This window comes from Oxalobacteraceae bacterium OTU3CAMAD1 (assembly GCA_024123915.1).
In the GTDB taxonomy this organism is placed as follows: domain Bacteria; phylum Pseudomonadota; class Gammaproteobacteria; order Burkholderiales; family Burkholderiaceae_D; genus Rugamonas.
On the sequence record CP099650.1, the window covers coordinates 2,619,450 to 2,644,618 of the forward strand.

A 25,169-nucleotide genomic window follows, 5' to 3' on the forward strand; every position below is an offset into this window, starting at 1 on the left:
TATAGCGCAAAGAACAACGTTTTAGCGGATTTCAAAGAAAAATGATTGTTTTGTTATCGCCGCGGCGGGCTGTGGACCGCGTCGGGCGGATCGGCTAACGCGATCGGCCCGACGTGTCCGGGGAGAGGTGGCTGTGGGTGTTAAGCGTTTGCGGTTGACTGCAGCAGCGCCTCGATCGCCGCCAGCGACGGTGGTGATGCGCCCGGCGCCAGACAGGCCGCCGCGCCGGCCGCCACCGCGAAGCGCAGATGCTCCAGCGGCGCGCGGTCGGCGTGGTGCATCATGCTGTAGGCCAGGGCCGCGATGCTGGCGTCGCCCGCGCCGACGGAGTCGATCACGGTGATGCTCGGCGCAGGCAGCGCCCAGGCTTGGTCGCCGATGTGCAGCGAGGCGCCGTCGCCGCCCTTGGTGTACAGATAGGTCGCCGCCGGATTCCAGCCGCGCAGCGTGGCGAACGCGGTCCCGATGTCGTCGGTGCGGAACAGTCCCGCCAGATCCTCCTCCGACACCTTGACCACGTCGGCCAGCTCCGTCATGCGGCGCAAGGTGGCGTCATAACGCTCGTCCATCAGCAGCCGGTAGTTCGGATCGAAGCTGATACGCACGCCTTGCTGCTTGAGCTGTTCGGCCAGCGCCACCAGCTTGCCGGCCAGCGGCTGGCGCGCCAGGCTGATGCCGCCGAAGTGCACCCATTTGCAGTGCGCGCGCCAGCCCTCCGGCAGCAGCGCGGCGTCGAAGTGCAGGTCGGCGCTGTCGTCGCCGACGAAGAAGTAGGCCGGCGGATCGGTGCGGTGCACGATCGCCAGCAGCGGCGACTTCGCGTAGCGCTGCAGGAAGCGCATGTCGAGGTTCGCCGCCACGCTGGCGCCATGCAGCGCGTCGCCGAAGACGTCGACGCTGATGGCGCCGGCGAACGCGGTCGGCACCTCCAGCTTGGCCATCGTGCGCGCCACGTTCCAGGTCGAGCCGCCGACCTGGCTAAGCCAGCGCTGGGGATTGGGCTGGTCGCCGTCCTGCACGATCATGTCGGTCAGCGCTTCGCCCGCCGCGACAAACAAAGGAAAAGTCGCCATCTCAGTCCTTCTTCAACACGTTCAGCACTTCGTAGCAGGCGCCCATGGTGTGGTAATCCACCTTGCCGGCCGGGCTTTTCTCGTCCGTCAGCTTGCTGTTGTCGGTGCCGAGGATGCGGTACCAGGCGCCGTGCTGGTGATCGACGAAATGCTCCCAGCTGTAAGCCCAGATCTTGTCGTACCAGGTCCAGTAGCTTGCTTCGCCGGTGCGCGCGCCCAGCAGGGCGGCGGTGGCCAGGCTTTCGGCCTGCACCCAGAAGTATTTGAGATCGTCGCAGATGCTGTCGTCCGGCCCGAAGCCGTAGTAGATGCCGCCGTGCTGCGCGTCCCACGCCTTGTCCATCGCCGCGCTGAACAACTCCACCGCGCGCGGCAGCAGCCAGTCCTTGCCGCCTTCCAGCTGGTCGCCGTGGCGCTCCAGCAGCAGCAACAGCTTGGCCCATTCGGTCAGGTGGCCCGGCTGATAGCCCCACGGACGGAAGATATTGCTCTTGTCGTGGCGGTTGTATTCGGTGTCGACCGACCAGTCGGCGTGGTAGTGCTCCCAAATCAGATTGTCCGCCAACGCGGCCTGGCGCTGGGTGATGTTGCGCGCCAGCGTTTCGGCGCGCAACAGGAAGGCGCGCTCGCCGGTCGCTTCGAAGGCGGCAATCAGCGCTTCGCAGGCGTGCATGTTGGCGTTCTGGCCGCGATAGCCGTCCAGTGTCGACCAGTCGGCGCTGGCCTCGTCGGCATACAGGCCGTATTTGGCGTCCCAGAAGCGCCGTTCCATCAGCTCGAAGGTCTCGTCTATCCATGCGCGGGCCTCGGTCTCGCCGGCCATCAGCGCGTGGCTGTAGGCGAGCAGCACGAAGGCCAGGCCGTAACAGTGGTTGGTGCCGTCGGTGACGCGGCCTTCGCCGTTGTGCCAGTCCAGTTGCCACGCGTAGCCGCCGGTTTCCGGATTGCGGTGGGCGCCGCGCAGGAAGGCCAGGCCGTGGCGCAGGCGCTGCTGGTCGGCCGCCTCGCCGAACTGGCGCCAGGCCATCGCGTGGGTGAAGATGAAGCGCGTGCTGCTGACCAGATGGCGGGTGCGGGTGTCGTAGACGGTGCCATCATCCTTGTAGAAGTGATAGAAGCCGCCGCTGGCGTCCACGCAACGGTTGTCGTAGAAGTTGCGGGTGTGGCGGATGTGGTTGAGCAGCGTAGCGCGGGATTGAAAATCTGGTACCATCATTGGGTCCGTTTTTAGTTGATAGGCGGGCGCTTTCTTGTCGCGTCCCGAGGTCGTGCGAAGTTCTCTTTTGTTTATGCCGCTGTCACGCCGCTCCCTTTGGCCTGCGGCTTCTGTACCCGCCAGCCGTCGAACACTGTGCTGGCGCGGACCACCAGTTCCACCGGCGCGATTTTTTCCACCGGCTCGTTGTGCGGGCCGTTCAACAGCATTTCCACGCCCAGGGCGCCCAGCGCTTTCTTATCGATGCGCAGCGTCGTCAAAGGGCGATGCCCCAGCACGGCGGTCGAGATGTCGTCGAAGCCGACGATCGCGATGTCGTGCGGGACCTTCAATCCTTTGGCCAGGCAGCAGCGCATTGCCACCAGCGCGGCGCTGTCGTTGTAGCAAAACACGGCGTCGGGCGGATGGGGCAGGGCCAGCAGCTGCTCCATCGCTTCCCATGCGCCGGTTTCCAGGTCGACGCCGTCGGGCAGGCCCGCTTCCAGGCGCGGGTCGGCCAGGATGCCCTCTTCGAACAGCGCCTGGCGGTAGCCGCGCGCCCGTTCCCGAATACTGTAATGCGACAGCGGACCGGAAATGAAACCGACCCGCGTGCGGCCGGTATCGATCAGGTGCTTGGTGGCCAGGTAGCCGCCCATCATATTGTCCGGATTGACCGAGCTGTAACCGCGCAGCTTCATATCGATCAGCACTAGCTGCTTGCCGGTCGAGCGCAGGGCGCTCAATGTTTCGGGTTCGAAGAAGCCGGCGCAGACGATACCGTCCGGCGCGTGCATGCGTATCTGGTCGATCAATCCATCCGCCGGGCCGACCGCCATGAACGACAATACGATGCCCTGTTTGCGGCAGGCTTCCTCGGCGCCGTGCAGCACCGGCGAGTAGAAAGGACTGCTCGACGCGGTGTTGTGCTGCCGGTGCAGCAGGAAGGTCAGGCGGCGCAGCCGTTTCGGCCGCAGTTTGCAAAAGTCGTAACCGAGTGCGCGCGCCGCCTCCAGCACCATCTGGCGTGTGGCCTCGGTCAATCCTGGTTCGTTTTTGAGGGCGCGGGAAATGGTCCCCGCCGACACGCCGGCCACCCGTGCGATATCACGTATCGTCACTCCCGTGGTCGCAGCGCTATTTGTGGAATCGCCCATCTCGGTCTCCAAATCTCTCATGAACCGGCTCGCGGCGGTGCCGTCGGCGGGTTTCTGGTGTGAATACAGTCTTGCATAATCGTCCAGCCACGGTCAAACGACACGTCGACTTTCCCGAAAAGTTTAGCGCAATTTACTAAACACGAGATTTTTAGCTGTACGCTGCAGCGCAACACGGCGTATCTGCTGGTATCGCGTGTTTAGTGAAGGCGGCTAAACTGCGCCCCAAACGCGCTTGCTATTTGACCCTTGGGCGCTGCCGATGCAGAATCTTTTCATTACTATAAAAACCATCCAAGAGGAGACAGCTGATGGAGCACGTTGCACCGGCAACTTTGAGTACCCACGATCATGCGCGTCAGGGCGGTGGCAGCAATACCTTCCCGATGATGATCATCACGCTGTTGTTCTTCATGTGGGGGTTGATCACCTCGCTGAACGATGTCCTCATTCCCCACCTTAAATCGATTTATACGCTGACCTATGTGCAGGCGATGCTGGTGCAGTTCTGCTTCTTCGGCGCCTACTTCATCGTCTCGCTCCCCGCCGGCATGTTGATCAAGCGCCTGGGCTACCAGCGCGGCGCGGTCGCGGGGCTGGTGGTCGCCGCCATCGGCTGCGCCATGTTCTATCCCGCCTCGATGGGCGGTTACGCGCTGTTCCTCCTGGCCTTGTTCGTCCTCGCCGGCGGCATCACCATCCTGCAAGTGTCCGCCAATCCCTACGTCGCGGCGCTGGGCGCGCCGGCCACCGCGTCGAGCCGCCTGACCCTGACGCAGGCGTTTAATTCGCTTGGCACCGCGATCGCTCCGGCGCTGGGCGGGTTCCTGATCCTGTCCGAAGGCGTTCCCGCCGTTGCCAACATCGTCAAGACCAAGGCAGAGGAAGCCGCCACCGTGCAGGGCCCTTACCTGGTGCTGGCCGCCACCTTGCTGGCCATCGCCATCCTGTTCGCGCTGGTGCGCCTGCCGAAGATCGTCGACGCCGAAGAATCGGGCGCCTACACGTTGGATAAAAAAGTGACGTCGCACCGCCATCTGGTGCTGGGCGCGATCGGCATCTTCCTGTACGTCGGCGGAGAGGTCAGCATCGGCAGCTTCCTGATCAATTTCCTGGGCGAGTCCAACATCGCCGGCATGTCGCACGGCGCCGCCGCCAACTACGTCAGCTTCTACTGGCTCGGCGCCATGATCGGCCGCTTCATCGGCTTCGGCGTGATGCGCTACGTCAGCCCGGGCAAGGCGCTGGCCTTCAACTCGGCCGCGTCCATCGTGCTGCTGCTGACGGCGATCTTCTCCCACGGCGCGGTCGCCATGTGGGCCGTCATCGCCGTGGGCCTGTTCAACTCCATCATGTTCCCGACCATCTTCAGCATGGCGCTGTACAAGCTCGGTCCCCTGACCAGCCAGGGTTCGGGCATCCTGTGCATGGCCATCGTCGGCGGTGCGCTGGTGCCGTTCGCGCAAGGCCTGCTGGCCGACACCATCGGCCTGCAGCTGTCGTTCTTCGTGCCGGCCGCCTGCTATACCTTTATCCTGTACTACGGCCTGAAATATGCCGGCATGTACTCAGACCGTTGATTTTTGATTTCGCCTTCCAATAATAAAGTGAGACAGCTAATGAACTCCGAATTGAATCTGCGTCCGCTGGCCATCGCGCTGGCGGTGGCGGCAACGCTTGCCGCCGCAACCGTCGTCACCGTGGCGACCTCGCTGCCGGCCTACGCCGCCGGACAAGCGGCCACCGCGCCGGCCGAACCAACTTCCAAGCCTTGGCTGGACAAGTCGCTGAGCGCCGACAAGCGCGCCAAGCTGGCGCTGGAAGCCATGACGCAGCAGGAAAAACTGAACTGGGTGCTGGGCTACTTCGGCGCCGACTTCGTCCCCAACAAGACCAAGAAGCATCCGGCGGCGCTGCCTTTCTCGGCCGGCTACATCCCCGGCGTGCCGCGTCTGGGCCTGCCGGCGCTGTTCGAGACCGACGCCGGCCTGGGCGTCGCCACGCAATTGAGCAAGAACCCGCGCGAGCGCACCTCGCTGCCTTCCGGCTTGGCCACCACCGCCACCTGGAACCGCGACCTGGCATACCAGGGCGGCGCCATGATCGGCCGCGAGGCGCGCGCCTCCGGCTTCAACGTGATGCTGGCCGGCGGCGTGAACCTGCTGCGCGAACCGCGCAACGGCCGTAACTTCGAATACGCCGGTGAAGATCCGCTGCTGGCCGGCACCATGGTGGCACAGCAGGTCAAGGGCATCCAGTCCAACAACCTGATCGCGACGATGAAGCACTTCGCCGTCAACGACCAGGAGACCGGCCGCTTCGTGCTGGACGCCCGCCTGGACGACGCCAGCAACCGCATGTCCGACCTGCTGGCGTTCCAGTTCCTGCTGGAGCAGGCCGATCCCGGTTCCGTCATGTGCTCCTACAATCGTCTGAACGGCGTCTACGCCTGCGAAAACGACTACCTGCTCAACCAGGTGCTGAAGAAGGACTGGGGCTTCAAGGGCTATGTGATGTCCGACTGGGGCGCAGTCCACAGCACCGTCGAATCGGCCAACAGCGGCCTCGATCAGCACTCCGGCTGGGAGTTCGACAAGTCGGCGTACTTCGGCGGAGCGCTGGAGGAAGCGGTCGAAAACGGTCACGTGCCGCAGGCGCGCCTCGACAACATGGCGTACCGGATCCTGTGGGCGATGTTCGACAAGGGCGTGGTCGACAACCCGGTCAAGGAGGGCGGCGCGATCGACTTCGAAGCGCACAAGCTGGTGAGCCAGGCCGACGCGGAAGAGGGCATCGTCCTGCTGAAGAACACCAACAGCGTGCTGCCGCTCAAGGCCGGCGCCAAAAAAATCGTCGTCATCGGCGCACACTCGGATGTCGGCGTGCTGGCCGGCGGCGGCTCGTCGCTGGTCTATCCGATCGGCGGCAATCCGGTGCCCGGCATCGAACCGACCATCTGGCCAGGTCCCGTGGTGTACCACCCGTCGTCGCCGCTGAAGGCGATCAAGGCCCGCGCCGGCGACGCCAAGGTCATCTACAACGACGGCAAGGATGCCGCAGCGGCGGCCAAGGAAGCGGCCGACGCCGATGTCGTTATCGTCTTCGCCGAGCAGTGGGTGGGCGAGGCGCTGGACGCCGTGTCGCTGTCGCTGCCGAACAACCAGGACGCGCTGATCGCCGCCGTCGCCAAGGCCAACCCGAAAACCGTGGTGGTGCTGGAGACCTCCGGTCCGGTGGTGATGCCATGGATCGACCAGACCGCCGCCGTGGTACAGGCCTGGTATGCCGGCAGCGGCGGCGGAGAGGCGATTGCCCGCGTGATGTATGGCGAGGTCAATCCATCCGGCCACCTGCCGACCACCTTCCCGGTCTCCGAAAGCCAGCTGCCGCGTCCAAAGCTCGATGGCGATCCGAAGAAGGACCGCGAGCGCTTCACCGTCAACTATCATGAAGGCGCGGCCGTAGGCTACAAGTGGTTCGACGCCAAGGGCCTCAAGCCGCTGTTCCCGTTCGGCCACGGCTTGTCGTACACGCAGTTCTCGTACTCCGGCCTGGCCGCAAGCCAGAAAGACGGCAAGCTGCAACTGCGCTTCAAGGTCACCAACACCGGCGCCGTCAAGGGCAAGGACGTGCCGCAGGTATACGTATCTCCGGTAGGCGTGAAGTGGGAAGCGCCGAAGCGCCTGGCCGGCTGGGACAAGGTCGAACTGGCGCCGGGCGAGAGCAAGGACGTCAGCGTGACGGTCGATCCGCGCCTGCTGGCCATGTACGACAGCAAATCGAAGACCTGGCGTGTCGCCAGCGGCGGCTACAAGGTATTGCTGGCGCATGACGCCGGTAATGCCAATGATAGCAAGGCCACCAGCATCACCGTGCAGCTACCCAAGCAGACTTTGAACGTCGCAGGCAAGCCAATTAAGTAACCATCCATAAAAAGAGAGAACGAGACATGAAACAACTCTACAAATTCTGCGCGACCGCGTTGATGATCAGTGCCTGCGGCATCGTGTCCGCCGCCGATGGCGCGCCGGTCAGCAAAGGCGATTTCGTCACCGCCAAGAAGACCCATTTCGCCCGCAAAGGCCAAGCCTATTACATCGTCGGCGCCAACTTCTGGTACGGCGGCTACCTTGGCGCGCCAAAAGGCGTGGGCGAGCGCGCCCGCCTGCTGAAGGAACTCGATAGCATGCGCGCGATCGGCATCAACAACCTGCGTGTACTGGCCGTCTCCGAGAAGACCGATATGAAGAGCGCCGTCAGCCCGGCGACCACCGCCAAGCCGGGCGAGTACGACGAGAACCTGCTGGTCGGCCTGGACTTCCTGATGGCCGAAGCGGCCAAGCGCGATATGACCGTGGTGCTCTACCTGAACAACTTCTGGCAGTGGTCGGGCGGTATGACGCAGTACCTGAACTGGTTCGAAGGCACGCCGGCGCTGGACCCGAACGTGACCAAGGACTATGACGACTACATGAAGAAGAACGCGCGCTTCTACGTCAACGCGGCGGCGCAAAAAGAGTACCGTAATGTGATCCAGAAGATCGTCAAGCGCGTCAACACCATCACCGGCAAGCCGTATTCGGAAGACCCGATCCTGATGTCGTGGCAGCTGGCCAACGAGCCGCGCCCGGGCAACGGCAACGCCACGCCGGAAGAGAAGAAGGCCTACGTCAAGTGGATCGACGAAACCGCCGCCTATATCCATAGCCTGGACAAGAACCACATGGTCAGCAGCGGCAGCGAGGGCCTGGCCGGTTCCGCCCAGGACGCGCAGCTGTTCCTCGACTCGCACCGCACCAAGCATATCGACTACCTGACCTATCACCTGTGGCCGAAGAACTGGGGCTGGTTTGATTCCAAGGACCCAACTGGTTCGTGGGACGGCGCCATCACCAAAAGCCGCAACTACCTGACCTCGCACATCGACCTGGCCAAGAAGCTGGACAAGCCTATCGTGCTGGAGGAATTCGGCCTCGATCGCGACGGCGCCTCGTTCAGCATCAAGGCCACCACCAAGATCCGCGACCGCTTCTACCGCGAAGTGTTCGACTTCGTCTACGACGGCGCCAAGAAGGGCGATCCGATCGCCGGCTTCAATTTCTGGGCCTGGGGCGGCGCCGGACGCGCGGCCAATGCGGACTACTGGTGGAAGCCGGGTAACGACTTTGTCGGCGATCCTCCGCAGGAAGAGCAGGGCCTGTACTCGGTGTTCGATTCGGACACCAGCTCGCTCAAGCTGATCAAGGAATACGCCGACAAACTCAATACCATCAAACGCTAAGGGGCCGCGCATGAAACGTACCGTGTTAAGCATGGTCGCGGCGTCCGCCTGCGCATTCGGATTCAATGCCCACGCCCAGAAGTTCGACGGGCTGGCAGACACGCCGCAGATGGGCTGGAACAGCTGGAACACCTTCGCTTGCGACATCAACGAACAGCTGATCAAAGACACCGCCGACGCGATGGTAAAGAGCGGCTTGAAGGACGCCGGCTACCAGTACGTCAACATCGACGATTGCTGGCACGGTAAACGCGACGAAACGGGCGCGATCCATCCGGACAAGGAGCGCTTCCCGTCCGGTATGAAGGCGCTGGCCGACTACGTCCATAGCAAGGGCCTCAAAATCGGCATTTATTCGGACGTCGGCGCCACCACGTGCGGCGGTCGTCCGGGCAGCCGTGGCTACGAGTACCAGGACGCGCGCACCTATGCGTCCTGGGGCATCGACTACATCAAGTACGACTGGTGCGACAGCAAGGGCCTGAACGCCGTCGGTGCCTACACCACCATGCGCGACGCCATCCACGCCGCCGGCCGGCCGATGTTGTTCAGCATTTGCGAATGGGGTGACAACAAGCCGTGGGAATGGGCCAAGGACGTCGGCCACTCGTGGCGCACCACCGGTGACATTCACATGTGCTTCGATTGCGAATTCAGCGAGGCGTCGTACTCGCGCTGGGGCGTGCTGCAGATTCTCGACAAGCAGGCGGGCCTGCGCGTGCATGCCGGTCCGGGTCACTGGAACGATATGGACATGCTGGAAGTGGGCCGTGGCTTCACCGAAGACGAGGACCGCACCCACTTCGCCGCCTGGTCGATGCTGACCTCGCCGCTTATCCTCGGCAACGACGTCCGCAAGATGTCCGAGGCCACGAAGCGCATCCTGACCAACAAGGCGGTGATCTCGATCAACCAGGATAAGCTGGGCATCCAGGCATGGCGCTTCCTGCAGTCCGGCCAGTTGGAGTACTGGGCCAAGCCGCTGGCCAACGACGAGTGGGCCGTGATGATCCTGAACCGCAGCGACGAGGCCAAGCCGGTGACTTACCAGTGGTCCGCCTCGCGTATCAACGACGATGCGAACAAGCGCGTGCTCGACACCACCAAGACGGTCTTCAACTGGACCGACGCGTTCACCGGCAAGACCGGCGACACCAGCAAAAAACTGGAGAGCAAACTGGCTCCGCACGGCGTGATTGTTTTGCGCCTGAAGGCCCGGAGCTGAAATGAAGCACACGATGACTGTGGCGGCGTTGGCCGCGATGATGTGGTCCGGCGCCCAAGCCGGCGACCAGTGGGGGCCCTATAACGCAGAGTTCCCGGCCGCCAGCGATGGTTTGCTGAAGAAGGTCAAGCAGGCCGACATCTTCGCGTCGGCGGTGGCAGGCAGGGTACAGCCGTTCGGTTTGAGCGGCTGGTTCAAACCATCGGAGCCGGCGCCCGGCCGCACCTTGATCGCCGGCTTTGCCGGCGCGCAGGCTGGGCCGGGCTGGTTTGTGTGCAGCGTGGACGGCGCGTTTGCTTTCTGCGGCTATGGGCTGGAATTGGTCTCGCCGTTGAAGCTCGCGTCGAACGCCTGGGTGCACCTGGCGGCCAGCTATGACGGCAAACAAGTCACCTTGTACGCCAATGGCAGCGCGGTCGCCCGCCAGGACGCGGCGCTGAAGGCCGAGGAGTTCAAGCCGGTCCAGGTCAAGGACGGCGCGCAGGCCGCGCCGGCCGACGACTTCGGCCCCCGGATTTCGCTGGGCCCGCGCAGCAGGGCCGCGACAGGCTATGCCGGACGGATCGCCGGCTTCACCGTCACCAGTACCGCGCTGGACGAAGGCGCGGTGCGCGCGATGGCGGCCGTGCAGCCGAACGACGCGTTGATCAATTTCGAGTCCGGCAGTCCGTCGTGGCCGATACAGGTTCGCCAGATGTACGGCCAGGTCGCGCCGCAGGACCCGTGGACCTTGCCAAAATCCGGTTCGCCGTTCCAGGAACCGAAGGCCAAGCCGGCCTACAGCGGTCCGGCGCTGGTGCAAAAAGACGCCAACCTGTGGACCATCAAGTCGTGGAAGCTGCAGGCGGCGCCGCAGGTCGACGCCAAGCCGGAGCGAATTTCGTCCGCCGGCTTCGACACCGCCGGCTGGTATCAGACCACCACGCCCGGCACGGTGCTGACCACACTGGTCGATCGCGGCGTCTATCCCGATCCCGACTACGGCCTCAATAACATGGCCATTCCGGAATTGCTGAACAAACAGGATTACTGGTATCGTACCTTGTTCCAGCCGCCGACCGCCTTAAAACAGGGGCAGCGTTTGTTCGTCACGTTCAAGGGGGTGAACTACGAGGCGGAAGTCTGGATCAATGGCCGCAAGCTGGGTGGCATGAAGGGCGCCTTCGTACGCGGCACCTTCGACATCAGCCCCTATCTGAAGCTCAAGGGCGAGAACGTCATCGCGGTCAAGGTATCGCCGCCGCCCCATCCAGGCCTGCCGCAGGAGGAATCGATCGCGGCGGGCGCCGGCGAAAACGGCGGCACGCTGGCGCAGGACGGCCCGACCTTTATCGCCTCCGAGGGGTGGGACTGGATTCCCTCGGTCCGCGACCGTAACACCGGCTTGTGGCAGGACGTGGAGCTGCACGCCACGCGCGACTTCAAGCTGGGCGACGCCCAGGTGATTACCGCGCTGCCGAAGGCCGACAACAGCGTGGCCGACGTCAGCATCGAGGTGCCGGTCACGAACCTGTCCAAATCGGCGCAGCGGGTGACCGTGCGCGCGACGATCTCGCGCCGGGACGGCGGCATGAAGCCTGTCCAGGTGAGCAAGACCGTCAATCTGGCGCCGGGCGAGCATAACGTGCGTTTCACGCCGGCCGATTTCGCCGCGCTCAAGCTGAAGAATCCCAAGCTGTGGTGGCCCAACGGCTACGGCGCACCTGATCTGCATGAACTCAAACTCGAGGCGGTGCAGGGCGCGCAGCTGTCCGACCAGGCCAGCATCCGGTTCGGCGTGCGCGCGGTGACGTACGAACTGTCGCTGGTCGACCAGAGCGGCCATCTGCGCCGCGTGGAAGCCGACTTCACCAAGGGGCGTGAACTGGGCGTGCGCATCACCGACGGCCGCCACCAGTCCATCCGCAAGCTGTCGGATAACAACTGGGCCACGGGACTGCGGCCGGAGGCGGAATGGACGGCGGCGATTCGTCCGCTGGAGGAAACCACGCTCAGTCCTTTCCTCGTCATCAAGGTCAATGGCGTGCGCATCGCGGCGCGCGGCGGCAACTGGGGCACGGAAGACTGGCGCAAACGCGTCGACCGTGAACGGCTCGAGCCTTACTTCCGCCTGCATCGCGACGCCAACGTCAACATCATCCGCAACTGGGTGGGGCAGAACACCGAGGAGAGCTTCTTCGAACTGGCCGACGAATATGGCTTGATGGTGATGAACGACTTCTGGGCCTCGACCCAGGATTACAACCTGGAGCCGCAGGACGTCAACCTGTTTATGGAGAACGCGCGCGATGTCGTCAAACGCTATCGCAACCATCCGTCGGTGATCATGTGGTTCGGCCGTAACGAGGGAGTGCCGCAGCCGGTGCTGAACGAGGCGCTCGAGGCGATGATTTATCAGCTCGACGGCACGCGCTGGTACAGCGGCAGCTCGAACCGCGTCAATTTGCAGAACAGCGGCCCGTATAACTACCAGACGCCGGTCAGTTACTTCACAGACCACGCCAAAGGCTTTTCGGTGGAAGTGGGCACGCCGTCGTTCCCGACGATGGAGGCGATCAAGGCGGCGGTGCCGTCGACCGACCAGTGGCCTTTGAGCGACACCGTCACGTATCACGACTGGCACCCGGACGGCAACGGCAGCGTCAAGACCTTCAATGCGGCGATGGCGACCGGTTACGGCGCGCCCGACTCGCTGGCGGACTTCGAACGCAAGGCCCAGTTGCTGAACTACGAAAGCCACCGCGCCATCTTCGAAGGCATGAACGCGGGCCTGTGGCGCCAGCACAGTGGACGCATGCTGTGGATGACGCAGCCGGCCTGGCCGAGCACCATGTGGCAGATACTCAGCCACGACTACGATACGCACGGCGCCTTCTATGGCGTGAAGAACGCGGCGGAGCCGGTGCACGTGCAAATGAACCTGCCCGATTATCAGCTGATGGTGATCAACAACCCGGCCGCCGCGCTGAATGGCGCCACGCTGTCCTACGCCGCCTATGACGTCAAGGGCAAGCTGTTGGCGAGTGGCGACAAGCCGGTGACGGTAGCGGCGGTAAGCACGTCCGAACCGATCGACGCCGGCATCGCCGCCTTGCTGGCGCAGCATAAGCTGATCGTGATCAAACTGGCGCTCAAGGACGCCGATGGCAAAGTGCTGTCGCAGAACGCGTACTGGCCGAGCAGCACGCTGGCCGGCCAACAGGGCTTGAACCAGCTGGCGACCGTGCCGCTGGAACTGGCCGCGCGCTGGACCGGCGCCGCAGTGCCGGGCGAACGGCAGTTGGAGGTTACAATGCGCAACGGCGGCGAAGTGCCTGCCTTGAGCGGTAAACTGACCTTGTTCAATGCGGACGGCGAGAGAATACTGCCGGTGTATTTTTCGGATAATTATGTAGCGCTGATGCCGGGCGAGAGCCGCACCGTGACCGTCACGTTCAAGAGCCAGGGCGCGGTGCGCCTGGATCTGCGTGGCTGGAACGTGGCGCCGCAATCGCTGCCGGTGGGCGCGCAATGAAAGGATTCAAGATGAAGAAGTCCCTGATCTCCGCGATCGTCGCCGCCGGCCTGCTGGCGTTGAGTAGTGCCCCCAGTTACGCCGACGCGGCCCTGAGCCCTGCCGCGTGCAGCACCACCCCGGCGCCGCGCAAAATCGAGTACCCGTGGATGTCGGTGGCGCGCTGGCACCAGATGTTCAACGAGGATGTCGCGGTCGCCGATGCCGGCAACGTCGATCTGCTGTTTGTCGGCGACTCCATCACCGAAGGCTGGAACCAGCAGATATGGGACAAGTCCTTCGGTTCATGGAATGCGGCCAATTTCGGCATCGGCGGCGACCATACCGGCAACGTGCTTTGGCGGCTCGATAACGGACACGCCGAAAAGCTGCATCCCAAGCTGGTGGTGCTGACGATCGGCGTGAACAACTTCTTCCATTGCGGTGCCGCGCCGGCCGACGTGTTCGAAGGCGTGCAGGCGGTGGTCAAGAAGCTGCGCGGGCTGTATCCGGATGCGAAGATACTGCTCAACGCCGTGCTGCCGTACGAGCAATCGGCACAGAGTCCCAAGCGGCAGCAGATCATTGAGTTGAACCGCAAGATATCGACGCTGGGCGATGGCAAAACCATCATCTTCAAGGACTACGGCGCGCGCTTCCTGCTGTCGAACGGCGACATGTCGCCGGACGTGATGGCCGACTTCCTGCACCCGACGCCCAAGGGCTATCAGATCTGGTCCGATGCGATGCTGCCGGACATACAGAAGCTAATGAAGTAATGAACGGCGCCCAACGCCGTATCACCGGCTGCGCGGCGTTGCTTGCCGCGCTATGGGGCCAGGCCCCGCTGGTCGCGGCGGCGTCGATGACGGCCGCCGATCCACATGTCGCCCGGATGGGTCGAACCGGTATCGACGCCGATGGCGCCGTGCGGTTTGGCTATCCGGGCGTTAGTTTTTATCTCAACTTCGAAGGCACGCGCCTGAGCGTCGAGGCGGAGGCCAGCGGCGGAAACAGCTACCTGGACGTGATCGTCGATGGCGTCGCGCGCAAGGTGCGGCTGGCGTACGGCAGGCAGACCGTTACCCTGGTCGACGGCGCCTCCGCCGGCAGGCACATGGTGGAAATCGTCAACCGTTCCGAGACCTGGCACGGCACCGCCGCGTTGCTGCGCTTCGACACCGACGGCAAATGGAACGCTCCGCCCGTCCTCCCTCAACGCAAAATGCTGGTGCTGGGCGATTCCGTCACCTGCGGCGAGGCGATCGACCGCGTGGCCGGGGCGAAGAAGGATACGTCCTGGTGGAACGCGCGTTCATCCTACGGCATGCTGATGGCGCGCGAGCTGCACGCGCAGGTGCAGTTGGTCTGCTACGGCGGTCGGGGCTTGATACGTACCTGGGAAAACAAGACCGACGAAATGAATCTGCCGGACTATTATCAGTTGGCGGTCGCGGACCTGCAAAAGCCGGTACGCTGGGACCAGCGGGATTATCGGCCCGATGTGATTCTCAGCACGATCGGTACCAACGACTTCAATCTCGGAATTCCAGATCGCGAGCAGTATGTGGGCACCTACGTGCGGTTCGTGCACACGCTGTTGAAGGATCATCCGCAGGCGCAAATCATGCTGTCCGAGGGCGGTTTGGTGACCGGCGAGAAGAGGGTGGCGTTGATCGAATATATCGCCGAGACGGTAAAGCGGGTGGGGGACAAGCGCGTTCGCGCGATCGCGTCGAAACCCTATTCCGGCGATGCGGATGACGGGCATCCGACCCGGGAGCAAACCGTCAATATCGCCAACGATTTGCTCCCCCAGGTTCGTGTGATTATGAATTGGTGAGTGTTTAGGTCGCCGACGGAGCTTGGCGGATTAGGCGGAACGCCGTAATCCGCCAAACGCCTTAGTAGTTCGCGCCAACCCGGAACCCGAACATGCGAGGCTGTACGAAATTGGCCTCCATGAACCCACCAAACACCGAATTTCCGCTCAGTTTCGCATGGCTGTTCGAGATGTTACGGACATACAGCTCCGCGTGCCACTTGTCGTCCGGCGCTTCCAGCCGCACCGACGCGTCGCCCATCGCATACGCCTTCTGATAGCGGCCGACGTGCGCGAACTCCGAATTGAGCATGTCGAAGTAAGCCTTGTCGCGCCAGTTCACCTTCACATACGGGATCACCTTGTAGCCGTTTTCAAACCCGAACTCCTGCGAGAAGTTGATGTTGAACTGGTACTTCGGCGTGTTCGGCAGGTGGTTGCCGTCGATGTTGGCCAGGCGGCGGCCCAGCAAGGTCTTATCCGGACCGTTGTAGGCGGTCGGGCAGGCCGGCAGGCCCAGTTCCACGCGCACGTCGCACTGGTAGTCGTCGCTGTACGAGTTGTAGTCGTGGATGCTGGAGTTGATGTAAGCGAAACCGCCGCCGATACGGCCGCCGCGCCATGGCTTGTAATCCCATTCCAATTCGAGGCCAGGGATATTCACCTTGCCGACGTTGATGGTGCGCCAGCCTTCATACACGTCGCACTTCGGCTGGTCGGCCGGGCAGGGCAGGCCGTTCGATGGAATGATCTGGTTGATGAAGTAGGTGCCGGTGACCTGCATGTCCTTGTACTTCATGAAGAACGCGGTGGCCGACAGGCTTAAACGGTTGTCCAGGAATTTGCCCTTGAAGCCCAGCTCATAGTTGGTGACGGTCTCCGGCTCGTACGGCAGGAAGGTCTCGACGCCGGGTTTGCCATCTGCGCACAGGCGGTAGTTGCAGCTGTCCGTCTTGTCGGCGAAGCCGCCGGCCTTGTAGCCGGTCGACACAGAGGCGTACACCATCTTGTTGGCGTCGAGCTGCTTCTGCAGGCCGGCACGCCACGTCACTTTTTTCCATTCCTGTTTGTGATCGTTCGAGGTCGGCGCGCCATACAGGTTGTAAGCGGCCACGCTGCCGCCCATGCCGGGCGTCAGGTCGGTGCCGTCATGGACGCGGAAGCCGGGCGTGCCGGGCGTGCCTTGCGAATACAGGCCGTTGTAATAGGCCGAATTGCCGATCCAGTTGGCGCCATACACCTTGCCGCCCTTGTCCTCTTTGCTGTCGATGCTGTAACGCGCGCCGAGGGTACCGGTCCACGTTGGCATGAACTTCCAGTCGGCTTGGGCGAAGACCGCCTTGGCGTCGACCTGGCGGTTAGGCTGGTTATACAGCACGCTGCCGACATCGCCGTACGGCTTCTGGATGGTGTTGGTCTGCTCGTAGTCGATGCGGTTACGCTCGTGCATCCAGAACAAGCCGCCGACGTACTGCACATTGCCCAGCTGCTGCTTCAACTGCGCCTCGTGCACGGTCGACAGATAGCGCGAATCGAGCGTGCGGTGGAAGGAGTCGGTCAGCGGCCAGGTGCCCCAGTTGCCGTCGACCGAATTCGGATACGCGCCGTTGATCTGGAACGGCGCCGCGTGCTGCATGCCCAGGTCGTCGTCGGTGATCTGCGAGCGGGTTTGGTCGGCGACCTGGAAGGTGTAGTCGAAGTTGGTGTGGTCGTTGATGTTCCAGTTGATCCCCGTGCGCAGCGTCTTGATACTCAGGTCGTTCTGTCCGGGGACGTTGACGTTAATGTCCCACTTGCCCTGACCCGGGCCGCAGGCGTAGCGGGTGCCCGCCGTGGCGGCGCAATCGCGGAAGGTGGCGCCGCCGGCGCCGGAATCCTGGAACTGCTCATACGACGCCTTGGCCGTGAGGTCCTTGTTGATCTTCAAAAGACCGGTCAGGCGGCCGGCCCATTCGTCCTGGTTGGTGTAGTAGTCGCTCGGGCCGACCACGCGGTTGAAGCGCTGGTCGACATCCGGTTTGCCGTTCGGGACCCAGCCCAATGCCGGCGCGTTGGCTTCGCTCAGGTCGCGCGTCTGGTTGGCGTAGCCGTCGCGCTTGACCTTCATGAACGTCGCGCGCAACGCCAGCGCGTCGTTGACGACGATGTTCTGCACCACCGAGATCTGCTTCTTGCGGTAGTTGCCGATATCGATGTCGGCCTTGCCGTAGTTGCCCGTCCAATCCGGCTTGGCGGGAATCACGTTGACGCTGCCGCCGGTGGAGTTGCGGCCGAACAGCGTGCCTTGCGGGCCGCGCAGCACCTCGACCTGTTCCAGGTCGAACATCAGCGCCTGCGCGCCTTGTGGACGCGGCGAGTACATGCCGTCGACGTGGAAGCCGACCGCCGGATCGCCGGTCTCGGTGAAGTTGGTGGAGGTGATGCCGCGGATGGTGATCTGCACGGCCGAATCCTCGCCGGTGTTTTCGATCACGACGTTGGGCATCTCGCCGCTCAAATCGGAGAGGCTGGTCGCGCCTTTGCGGGTCAATTGATCCTGGCTGAGTGCGGCGACGGCGAGCGGAGTACGCAGCAGCGAAGTGGAATAGCGGGTCGCGGTGACGCGCACTTCCTGGATCTGGTCCGGATTGGCTGCCGTGGGTGCTGCGGGTGCTGCGGGTGCGCCGGCTTGCGCCTCGGCTGCGGGTGCGGTTGCGGTGTCAGCCTGGGCCTGGGCGCTGAAGGTCATGAACGAGCAAGCGCTGGCGACGGCCAGGCTCATGAGAGTACGTCTTGTGGGGTGCAACATTGTGTCAGTCTCCTCGATGTTTTTGGAATTATGGAAAGTGCCAGCACCGCAGGTTGTCTGATACGGCTTAGCTTCCTGGCAATGCGGAGTATCGATCCGTAATTTTCGAGGGTCAAATGAAACCAAATTTGAAACCGATGTTTAACAAAATTTACTAAACACACAATATTTTGCTGTTTTTTGGTTACCGTGGTTATGAAGACACAAGGCTGTAATTTCTCGAACTGTTTTGTAAAGATTTGCAAGCATGCATTGCGCAATACCCTGGACAGGAAAGGGGGCGAACGGTGGCTTTGTAAAGAAATGTAAGCGGTATCACAGTTGAAATAGACCTGTTTTCAATAAAAACAATGGCTTAGGCGCGGCGGGGCGAGCGCTGGCCTGAGTGGTATTGCACTGGTAGCATGACTCATCGATAACTTGGGGGAGCCCCATGCAAATGAGTGCGAACACAACGGAACAGCGGTCACGCGATTCCTCTCGAACGGTAGTGGTCGGCATGCTGTTCGTCGGCCTGCTGTTCTTCATTCTCGGCTTCGTCACCTGGTTGAATGGTTCGCTCGTGCCCTTCCTCAAGATCGTCTGCGGCTTGAACAACTTCCAGGCGCTGTGGGTCACGTTCGCGTTTTACATCGCCTACACGGTGATGGCGCTGCCGGCCGCCGCCGTGCTGGGCCGGATCGGCTACAAAAAGGGCATGACCCTCGGACTGGGCATCATGGGCGCCGGCGCCTTGATGTTCATTCCAGCGGCGCGCAGCACGCATTACGAGCTGTTCCTGGCCGCGCTCTTCACCTTGGCCACCGGCATGACCTTGATGCAGACCGCCATTAATCCCTACATCGTCCAGATCGGCGACCGCGACAGCGCGGCCATGCGCATCAGCATCATGGGCCTGTTTAACAAGGGCGCCGGCGTAGTCGTGCCACTGGTGTTCAGCTCGCTGATGCTGGCCGATATCGACAGTTTCTCGCACACGGCGCTGGCGACCCTGGAGCCGGCCGCGCGCGACGCCATGCGCGCCACCCTGGCCGAGCGGCTGGTGTTCCCCTATGCCTGCATGGCCGCAGTGCTGTTCGTGATCATGGTGTTTATCCATTTCTCCAACCTGCGCGACATCCCGCCCGAGGCGGACGACGCCACAGCTAACGTCGAGCGCACCGGCGTGCTGCAATTCCCGCAACTGGTGCTGGGCGCGCTGGCCCTGTTCGGCTACGTCGGCGTCGAGGTGATCGCCGGCGACACCATCGGCCTGTATGGCCACGAACTGAACGTCGCCAACTTCGGCGTGCTCACTTCCTACACGATGGTGTGCATGGTGCTCGGCTACCTGGTCGGCGTGGTGGCGATTCCTCGCTACCTGTCGCAGAAGGGCGCGCTGCTGCTGTCTGCGTTGCTGGGTTTGGTGCTGACGGTCGGCGTCGCCACCGGCTCCAGCCAGTCGAACGGGATCTCGCAGGTGCTGGTGGGCTGGGCCGGCGTGCCGCTGGTGCCGGACACCGTCATGTGCCTGGCGCTGCTGGGGCTGGCCAACGCGCTGGTGTGGCCGGCCATCTGGCCGCTTGCCCTGCAAGGTCTGGGACGCTACACCGCCGCCGGTTCGGCCGTGCTGGTGATGGCCATCTCCGGCGGCGCCGTGCTGCCGCTGCTGTATGGCCGCTTGTCCGATGCGTCCGGTCCGCAAGCTGGCTACTGGCTGATGCTGCCTTGCTACGCGCTGATCCTGTGGTACGCCGCGAGCGGCCACAAGATCCGCAGCTGGGGTGGCGCCCGATAACGAAGCGATTCCATTTTTGAATAAAACAGGAGAATCAAATGACCACGACCACCAAGCCGCTGTTGAAGAAAAAACTGTTACCAAAGCTGATCGCGCTGGCGCTGGGAGGCGCTTTCGCTCCCCATTTGTATGCCGCCGATCCGGTCGGGCAGGCGCAGGCCGCCGAGGCCGCGCCGGCGGGAGAGCCGGCCGTGGTCGAGGTGAAGGGCATCCGTGAACGCCTCAAGCGCAATCTGGCCGAAAAGCGCGACTCGGGCAATGTGATCGACACGGTGACGGCGGAGGAAGTGGGCAAGTTCCCGGACAAGAACGTGGCCGACTCGCTGCAGCGCGTGCCCGGCATTTCGGTCGACCGCACCTGGGGCGAGGGCCGCGACATCTTCGTGCGCGGCACCGACAAGAATTTGAATCTGACGCAGTTGAACGGCCAGGCCGTGGCCTCCGGCTACTGGTGGAAAAACGACTCGCAAAGCCGTGGCTTCAACTACGACATCCTGGCGTCGGAGCTGGTGGGCAGCATCGACGTCTATAAAAGCCCGTCGCCCGACCTGGACGAGGGCAGCATCGGTGGCCTGGTCAACGTCAAGACCCGCAAACCGTTCCAGCTCAAGCCTTTCGTGGCGCAGGTGTCGGCGGAAGCGACCTACAGCGAGCTGCCGAAGAAAACCGATCCCCAGTTCTCCGGCCTGCTCAGCTGGACCAATGAACAGAAGACCTTCGGCGCGCTGGTCGCACTGAGCCAGCAAAAGCGCACGATGCGCCGCGACGGCCTGGAAAACTTCACCGACACGACCAAGTACAACATCGTCGACCAGAACGGCGCGGTCACGCCGGGCGCGTATGCGTCGTGGGGCGGCGGCACGCCGATCTTCCGCCAGGACCGCGAGCGCACCACCGGGAATATCACCTTGCAGGCGCGCCCGAACGCCAACACGGACATCTCGCTGAACTACATGAACTCCGATATGAGCATGGACAACAGCAACCAGAACTACCTGTGGCAAGCGGGTGGCCTGGTGGACGCGCAGGGCAATATCGCCGTCACCGATCCGCGCTTCATCACCACCTCGGACGGCACCAAGGCGCTGGTCGGCGGCACCGTCGGTCCGGCCAACGGCGTATCGTTCGAGCCGATCTTCCGCCAGTCCTATGTCAAGTCGCAGGTTCTGGACCTGGAAGGCACCTATGACGCCGACAACTGGAAGTTCCACGGCCAGGCCGGCACCACCAAGGGCTCCGGCGGCAGCGACCATGACCGCAACTTCTGGTTCACCGGGAATACCCGCGCCACCTTCAACCTGGCGCCCGACACGTATGAGATCAAGTACCTGGATATGAATCCGCTCGATCCGACCAAACTGACCTTGCAAAGCACGCGCGACTGGATACGCCGCATGGAGACCAAGGAAAACTACGCCCAGGGCGACCTGACGATAGACCTGGATAACGCCTTCTTCAAATCGATCAAGGTCGGCGTCAAGCTGCGCGACACCAAGGTGCAGAACCGCCGCATCATCGGCACCAATGGCCCCGGCAATCCGGGCTGGGAGACGCTGACCCTGGCGGACCTGTCGACCGGTCCATCGCCGCTGATCTCGCAGGAGGCGGCCAGCGCCGGCTCGCTGACGCAGTACGCATGGGTCGATGACGGGCTGGCGTCGTCGCGGGGCTTTGCCATGTTCGACAAGGGCATGGTCTACGCCGAGGCGAAGGGCGAGTACTACCGCATCAAGGAGAAGATCTACGCCACCTACGTCCGCGCCGACTTCGCGGTGGGACAGTGGCGCGGCGACTTCGGCGCGCGTCTGGTCAAGACCGACCAGACCTCGGAAGCCTATCAGGACCTGAACGGCAATGGCAATTACGTGCTGGGGAGCGTTTCGCGCACCTACAACGACGTGCTGCCAAGTCTGAACGCGGTCTACTCGGTGAACAAGGATTTGCTGGTGCGCGGCGCCGTCGCCCGCGTGATGGCGCGTAACACCTACAGCGATTTGAGTGCCAGCACGGAAGTCAGCGGCACCACCAACGCCGCCACCGCCGGCAATCCCTTGCTGAAACCGTACCACGCCAACCAGGCGGAGATCGGCGCCGAGTGGTACTACGCCGACGCCTCGCTGCTGTCGGCGACGCTGTTCGCCAAGAAGCTCGATACTTTCGTCTACACGCAAAGCGCGCTGGAAAACGTTGGCGGCGTCACCCGCTCGGTCACGCGGCCGTACAACGCCAGCAGCGGGCAAACCGTCAACGGCCTGGAACTCCAGTGGCAGCAGGTGTTCGGCAGCGGCTTTGGCGCCGTCGTCAACTACACCTTCACCGACGCCAAGACCGGCGCCAATGCCAACGGCCAGAAGCTCAATGTGATCGGCAACTCGCGCAACCAGGCTAATGTCAGCGGCTTCTTCGAGAAGGACGGCTACAGCGCGCGGCTATCGTACAACTACCGCTCCAAGTCCTACGGCGGCTTGAATGAGGGCGGCCAGGATGTCACCAGCGCCTACGGCCAGTGGGACGCGTCGGCCAGTTGGGACGTCACGCCGAAAATCAGCTTGTACCTGACGGCGGTGAACATCGGGAATGAACTGATACGCACCAATACCACCGACGGCCTGCCGGTTGGCGTGTATGAGAACGGCGCCCGGTATAGTGTCGGTCTCAAAGCCAAGTTTTAATCGCTAATCGTCATCCAGGGGAGTGGAATGCTGAATCGGAAAATGGCCGGTGGTATCGGACTTGCGTCGCTGTCGATGTCGTTGTTGATGGCGGTGGCGCCGGCCCCGATGGCGCGGGCGGCGGAGGCCGCGAAGCCGGGCAAGCCGGCCGTGGCGAAGGAGTCGGCGCGGGTCGCCGCCGCCGCCGGACTGCGCCTGCGCTGGGAGCTGGAGCGCAATGAGTTCAGTCCCGGTGCGCCGGGCGGCATCACGCGTGCGCGTTTCATCCTGACGAACCTGGACAAGTATCCGTTGCCTTCCCAGGGCTGGTCGCTTTATTTCAATTGCATGGACGGTGTCGCGACCGGCCCGCTGGCCGGCAATCTGACGGTAGAGAAGGTGGCGGGCGGCTTGTTCCGTATTCGTCCCACTCCGGGGTTTGCCGGCGTCGTGCCGGGCGAGACGTTGAATGTGCCGTACATTCATCCCAACCTGGTGATCAAGCTGGCGAAGGCCCCGGCCGGCCCGTATCTCGTCTACGACAGCGCGCCCGATGTCGGGCAGAACATCGCGGACTACGAACTGCTGCCCGTCGACCGCCCCGAACAACTCGACAAGGGCGGCAGCGGCGCCAAGGCCATTATCACGCCGCAGGACACCTATCGCCGCAACGCCAACGCCGACCTGCTGCCAGCGGAGGCGCTGCCACCGTTGTTCCCGACCCCGCTGCTGTTGCAGCAGGGACTCGGCAAGCTCAGTGTGACGTCGCGGCCCAAGCTCGTCGCGCCGGCCGCGTTGAAGACGGAGGCCACCTTCGCGCGTTCGCTGTTCCCGGCGGCCTTGCCGGCCAACGGCGCTGGCGCGCCGGAACTCCGCCTGAGCGTCGGCGAGGTCGCCGGTCAAACTTCGCCGGAAGCCTACAGCCTGACCATCAAGGCCGATAGCGGCATCGCCATCGTCGGCAACAGCGCCGCCGGCGTGGCCTACGGCTTGCAATCGCTGCGCGACCTGATGCCGCTGCCGGGCGCCGGCGGCATCGACCTGCCGGAACTGACCGTCGTCGACGCGCCACGGTTTCCGTATCGTGGTTTCCAACTGGACGTCAGCCGCAACTTCCACACAAAACAAACCGTGTTCAAGCTGCTGGACCTGATGGCGCGCTACAAGCTCAATACCTTCCACTTCCATCTGACCGACGACGAAGGCTGGCGGCTGGAGATCGCCGGCCTGCCGGAGCTCACCAGCATCGGCGCGGTGCGTGGCCACAGCGCCAAACCGGGCGTGCGCCTGCAACCGGCCTACGGCTCCGGCGGCAATCCGGACAACGCAACCGGCACCGGCTACTACACCCGCGCCGACTACATCGAGATCCTGCGCTACGCCGCCGCGCGCCACATCGACGTCATCCCCGAGATCGAAATGCCGGGCCATGCCCGCGCTGCCGTGCAGGCCATGGAGGCGCGCTACCATCGTCTCAAGGCCGCCGGCAAACGCGACGCGGCGAAATACCTGCTCAACGATTTCGGCGACCTTTCCGTCTACAGCTCGCCGCAGCACTACAACGACCACGTGATCAACCCCGGCCTCGAATCGAGCTTCACGTTCATCGAGCACGTGGTCGGGCAGGTCGCCGCGCTGCACCGCGAGGCTGGCGTCAAGCTGCGCACCATCCACGTCGGCGGCGATGAGCTTCCGCACGGCGCGTGGGAAAAATCGCCTGCCAGCCTAAAGGTCATGCAACAGAAAAAACTGGAAACCGTCGCCGACCTGTGGGACTACTTCTACGACCGCGTCGACGTCATCCTGCGCAAACAAGGCCTGTTCGCCTCCGGTTGGGAGGAGATGGCTGCGCGCTCCACCATGCTGCGCGGGCAGCACAAGCTGATCCCGAATCCCCGCTTCACGCAGCGTGGCTTCAGCGCCTATGTCTGGAACAACACCGAGGGCGCCGAGGACTTCGCCTACCGGCTGGCCAACGCCGGCTACGACATCGTGCTGGCGCCGGTGACCAAGATGTACATGGATATGGCCTATAACGCCAACCCGGAGGAGCCGGGCGTCAATTGGGGCGACTACGTCGAGCTGGATACGGTGTACGACTTCATCCCGCTGGACTATCTGAAGAACGCCGCCAAGCCGCTGCCTGGCAAGGATGCGTTGACAGATTACGGCAAGCGCCGCATTCGCGGGCTGGAAGCCACTTTATTCACGGAGACCGTGCTGACCCCGGACCGCATCGACTATCTGGTCATGCCGCGATTGCTGGCGATGGCCGAGCGCTCGTGGGCGCCGGACCCCGCCTGGGCCACCGAGAACGATCGGGACAAAGCCGCCGTGCTGCACCGCGCCGCATGGTCGGGCTTTGTCAACACGCTGAGCCAGCGCGTGCTGCCGCGGCTCGACCTGGAGAAAACCGGCGTTAACTACCGCATCGCGCCTCCCGGCCTGCTGATCGAGGGCGGCCGGATTCTGGTCAACCACGTCTTGCCGGGCATCGCGATGCGCTACACCACCGACGGCGGAACGCCGGACGCCAACAGCAAACCGGTGACAGGGCCGATAGCGGAGAAGGGCGTCATCCAGGTTGCCGCCTTCGACCGCAACGGCAGGGCGGGGATGGTGGCGCGGATGGAAAACCGCTAAGTGACCGGGTTGACGACCCATCCCCGGAGGCGTTCATCTCCGTTATAATCATTTTCACTGTTTT

General features: G+C 63.3%; 14 protein-coding genes. 10 read left to right on the top strand and 4 right to left on the bottom strand.

Features of this window, described 5'->3' with window-relative positions; all coding sequences use genetic code 11:
- Positions 1–140 precede the first annotated feature (140 nt).
- The 3 genes from NHH88_11275 to NHH88_11285 all read right to left on the bottom strand — a co-directional run bounded on the left by NHH88_11275 (position 141) and on the right by NHH88_11285 (position 3,425).
- Complete coding sequence (locus NHH88_11275) at positions 141–1,073, bottom strand: carbohydrate kinase (protein USX16324.1); 933 nt, start codon at positions 1,071–1,073, stop codon at positions 141–143.
- A 1-nt stretch (position 1,074) separates the two neighbouring features.
- Entirely contained in the window at positions 1,075–2,286 is a 1,212-nt protein-coding gene (locus tag NHH88_11280) for an AGE family epimerase/isomerase (GenBank protein USX16325.1), read from the bottom strand.
- Between the two features lie 74 nt (positions 2,287–2,360).
- Positions 2,361–3,425, bottom strand: coding sequence for a LacI family transcriptional regulator (locus NHH88_11285; GenBank protein USX16326.1), 1,065 nt, complete (start codon positions 3,423–3,425; stop codon positions 2,361–2,363).
- 311 nt (positions 3,426–3,736) lie between these two features.
- On the opposite strand from NHH88_11285, the gene NHH88_11290 reads away from it, so the two are divergent.
- Genes NHH88_11290 through NHH88_11320 form a run of 7 tightly spaced genes read left to right on the top strand, consistent with a single transcriptional unit; the run spans position 3,737 to position 15,267 of the window.
- Positions 3,737–5,005 (top strand): sugar MFS transporter, encoded by a 1,269-nt coding sequence (locus NHH88_11290; GenBank protein USX16327.1) that lies wholly within the window; start codon positions 3,737–3,739, stop codon positions 5,003–5,005.
- Positions 5,006–5,044: 39 nt separating this feature from the next.
- On the top strand, positions 5,045–7,348 hold the full coding sequence (locus NHH88_11295; GenBank protein ID USX16328.1) for a glycoside hydrolase family 3 C-terminal domain-containing protein: 2,304 nt from the start codon (positions 5,045–5,047) through the stop codon (positions 7,346–7,348).
- Positions 7,349–7,374: 26 nt separating this feature from the next.
- Positions 7,375–8,706 (top strand): cellulase family glycosylhydrolase, encoded by a 1,332-nt coding sequence (locus tag NHH88_11300; GenBank protein ID USX16329.1) that lies wholly within the window; start codon positions 7,375–7,377, stop codon positions 8,704–8,706.
- Between the two features lie 10 nt (positions 8,707–8,716).
- Complete coding sequence (locus NHH88_11305; GenBank protein USX16330.1) at positions 8,717–9,931, top strand: glycoside hydrolase family 27 protein; 1,215 nt, start codon at positions 8,717–8,719, stop codon at positions 9,929–9,931.
- A gap of 1 nt (position 9,932) precedes the next feature.
- Positions 9,933–13,445, top strand: a complete 3,513-nt coding sequence (locus NHH88_11310; GenBank protein USX16331.1) for a hypothetical protein — start codon at positions 9,933–9,935, stop codon at positions 13,443–13,445.
- Between the two features lie 11 nt (positions 13,446–13,456).
- The gene (locus NHH88_11315) at positions 13,457–14,203 is read left to right on the top strand and encodes a GDSL-type esterase/lipase family protein (protein ID USX16332.1); all 747 of its coding nucleotides are present in this window, start codon (positions 13,457–13,459) and stop codon (positions 14,201–14,203) included.
- On the top strand, positions 14,203–15,267 hold the full coding sequence (locus NHH88_11320; GenBank protein ID USX16333.1) for a GDSL-type esterase/lipase family protein: 1,065 nt from the start codon (positions 14,203–14,205) through the stop codon (positions 15,265–15,267). The genes NHH88_11315 and NHH88_11320 overlap by 1 nt, the downstream gene beginning before the upstream one ends.
- 61 nt (positions 15,268–15,328) lie before the next feature.
- Here the strand turns inward: NHH88_11320 and NHH88_11325 are convergent, their stop codons facing one another.
- Entirely contained in the window at positions 15,329–18,007 is a 2,679-nt protein-coding gene (locus NHH88_11325; protein USX16334.1) for a TonB-dependent receptor, read from the bottom strand.
- Between the two features lie 466 nt (positions 18,008–18,473).
- On the opposite strand from NHH88_11325, the gene NHH88_11330 reads away from it, so the two are divergent.
- Genes NHH88_11330 through NHH88_11340 form a run of 3 tightly spaced genes read left to right on the top strand, consistent with a single transcriptional unit; the run spans position 18,474 to position 25,105 of the window.
- Positions 18,474–19,811, top strand: a complete 1,338-nt coding sequence (locus NHH88_11330; GenBank protein USX16335.1) for a sugar MFS transporter — start codon at positions 18,474–18,476, stop codon at positions 19,809–19,811.
- A gap of 38 nt (positions 19,812–19,849) precedes the next feature.
- Positions 19,850–22,483: a TonB-dependent receptor gene (locus NHH88_11335; protein USX16336.1), complete on the top strand. Its 2,634-nt coding sequence runs from the start codon at positions 19,850–19,852 to the stop codon at positions 22,481–22,483.
- Between the two features lie 27 nt (positions 22,484–22,510).
- Positions 22,511–25,105, top strand: coding sequence for a carbohydate-binding domain-containing protein (locus NHH88_11340; GenBank protein ID USX16337.1), 2,595 nt, complete (start codon positions 22,511–22,513; stop codon positions 25,103–25,105).
- The last annotated feature ends 64 nt before the right edge of the window (positions 25,106–25,169 follow it).

What these genes read in the sequence shown, in the direction of transcription:
- NHH88_11320 (USX16333.1), top strand. Translation starts at nt 14,203, where the DNA reads ATGAACGGCGCCCAACGCCGTATCACCGGCTGCGCGGCGTTGCTTGCC.
- NHH88_11315 (USX16332.1), top strand. Translation starts at nt 13,457, where the DNA reads ATGAAGAAGTCCCTGATCTCCGCGATCGTCGCCGCCGGCCTGCTGGCG.
- NHH88_11275 (USX16324.1), bottom strand. Translation starts at nt 1,073, where the DNA reads ATGGCGACTTTTCCTTTGTTTGTCGCGGCGGGCGAAGCGCTGACCGAC.
- NHH88_11300 (USX16329.1), top strand. Translation starts at nt 7,375, where the DNA reads ATGAAACAACTCTACAAATTCTGCGCGACCGCGTTGATGATCAGTGCC.
- NHH88_11335 (USX16336.1), top strand. Translation starts at nt 19,850, where the DNA reads ATGACCACGACCACCAAGCCGCTGTTGAAGAAAAAACTGTTACCAAAG.
- NHH88_11305 (USX16330.1), top strand. Translation starts at nt 8,717, where the DNA reads ATGAAACGTACCGTGTTAAGCATGGTCGCGGCGTCCGCCTGCGCATTC.
- NHH88_11310 (USX16331.1), top strand. Translation starts at nt 9,933, where the DNA reads ATGAAGCACACGATGACTGTGGCGGCGTTGGCCGCGATGATGTGGTCC.
- NHH88_11280 (USX16325.1), bottom strand. Translation starts at nt 2,286, where the DNA reads ATGGTACCAGATTTTCAATCCCGCGCTACGCTGCTCAACCACATCCGC.
- NHH88_11340 (USX16337.1), top strand. Translation starts at nt 22,511, where the DNA reads ATGCTGAATCGGAAAATGGCCGGTGGTATCGGACTTGCGTCGCTGTCG.
- NHH88_11330 (USX16335.1), top strand. Translation starts at nt 18,474, where the DNA reads ATGAGTGCGAACACAACGGAACAGCGGTCACGCGATTCCTCTCGAACG.
- NHH88_11285 (USX16326.1), bottom strand. Translation starts at nt 3,425, where the DNA reads ATGGGCGATTCCACAAATAGCGCTGCGACCACGGGAGTGACGATACGT.
- NHH88_11325 (USX16334.1), bottom strand. Translation starts at nt 18,007, where the DNA reads ATGAGCCTGGCCGTCGCCAGCGCTTGCTCGTTCATGACCTTCAGCGCC.
- NHH88_11290 (USX16327.1), top strand. Translation starts at nt 3,737, where the DNA reads ATGGAGCACGTTGCACCGGCAACTTTGAGTACCCACGATCATGCGCGT.
- NHH88_11295 (USX16328.1), top strand. Translation starts at nt 5,045, where the DNA reads ATGAACTCCGAATTGAATCTGCGTCCGCTGGCCATCGCGCTGGCGGTG.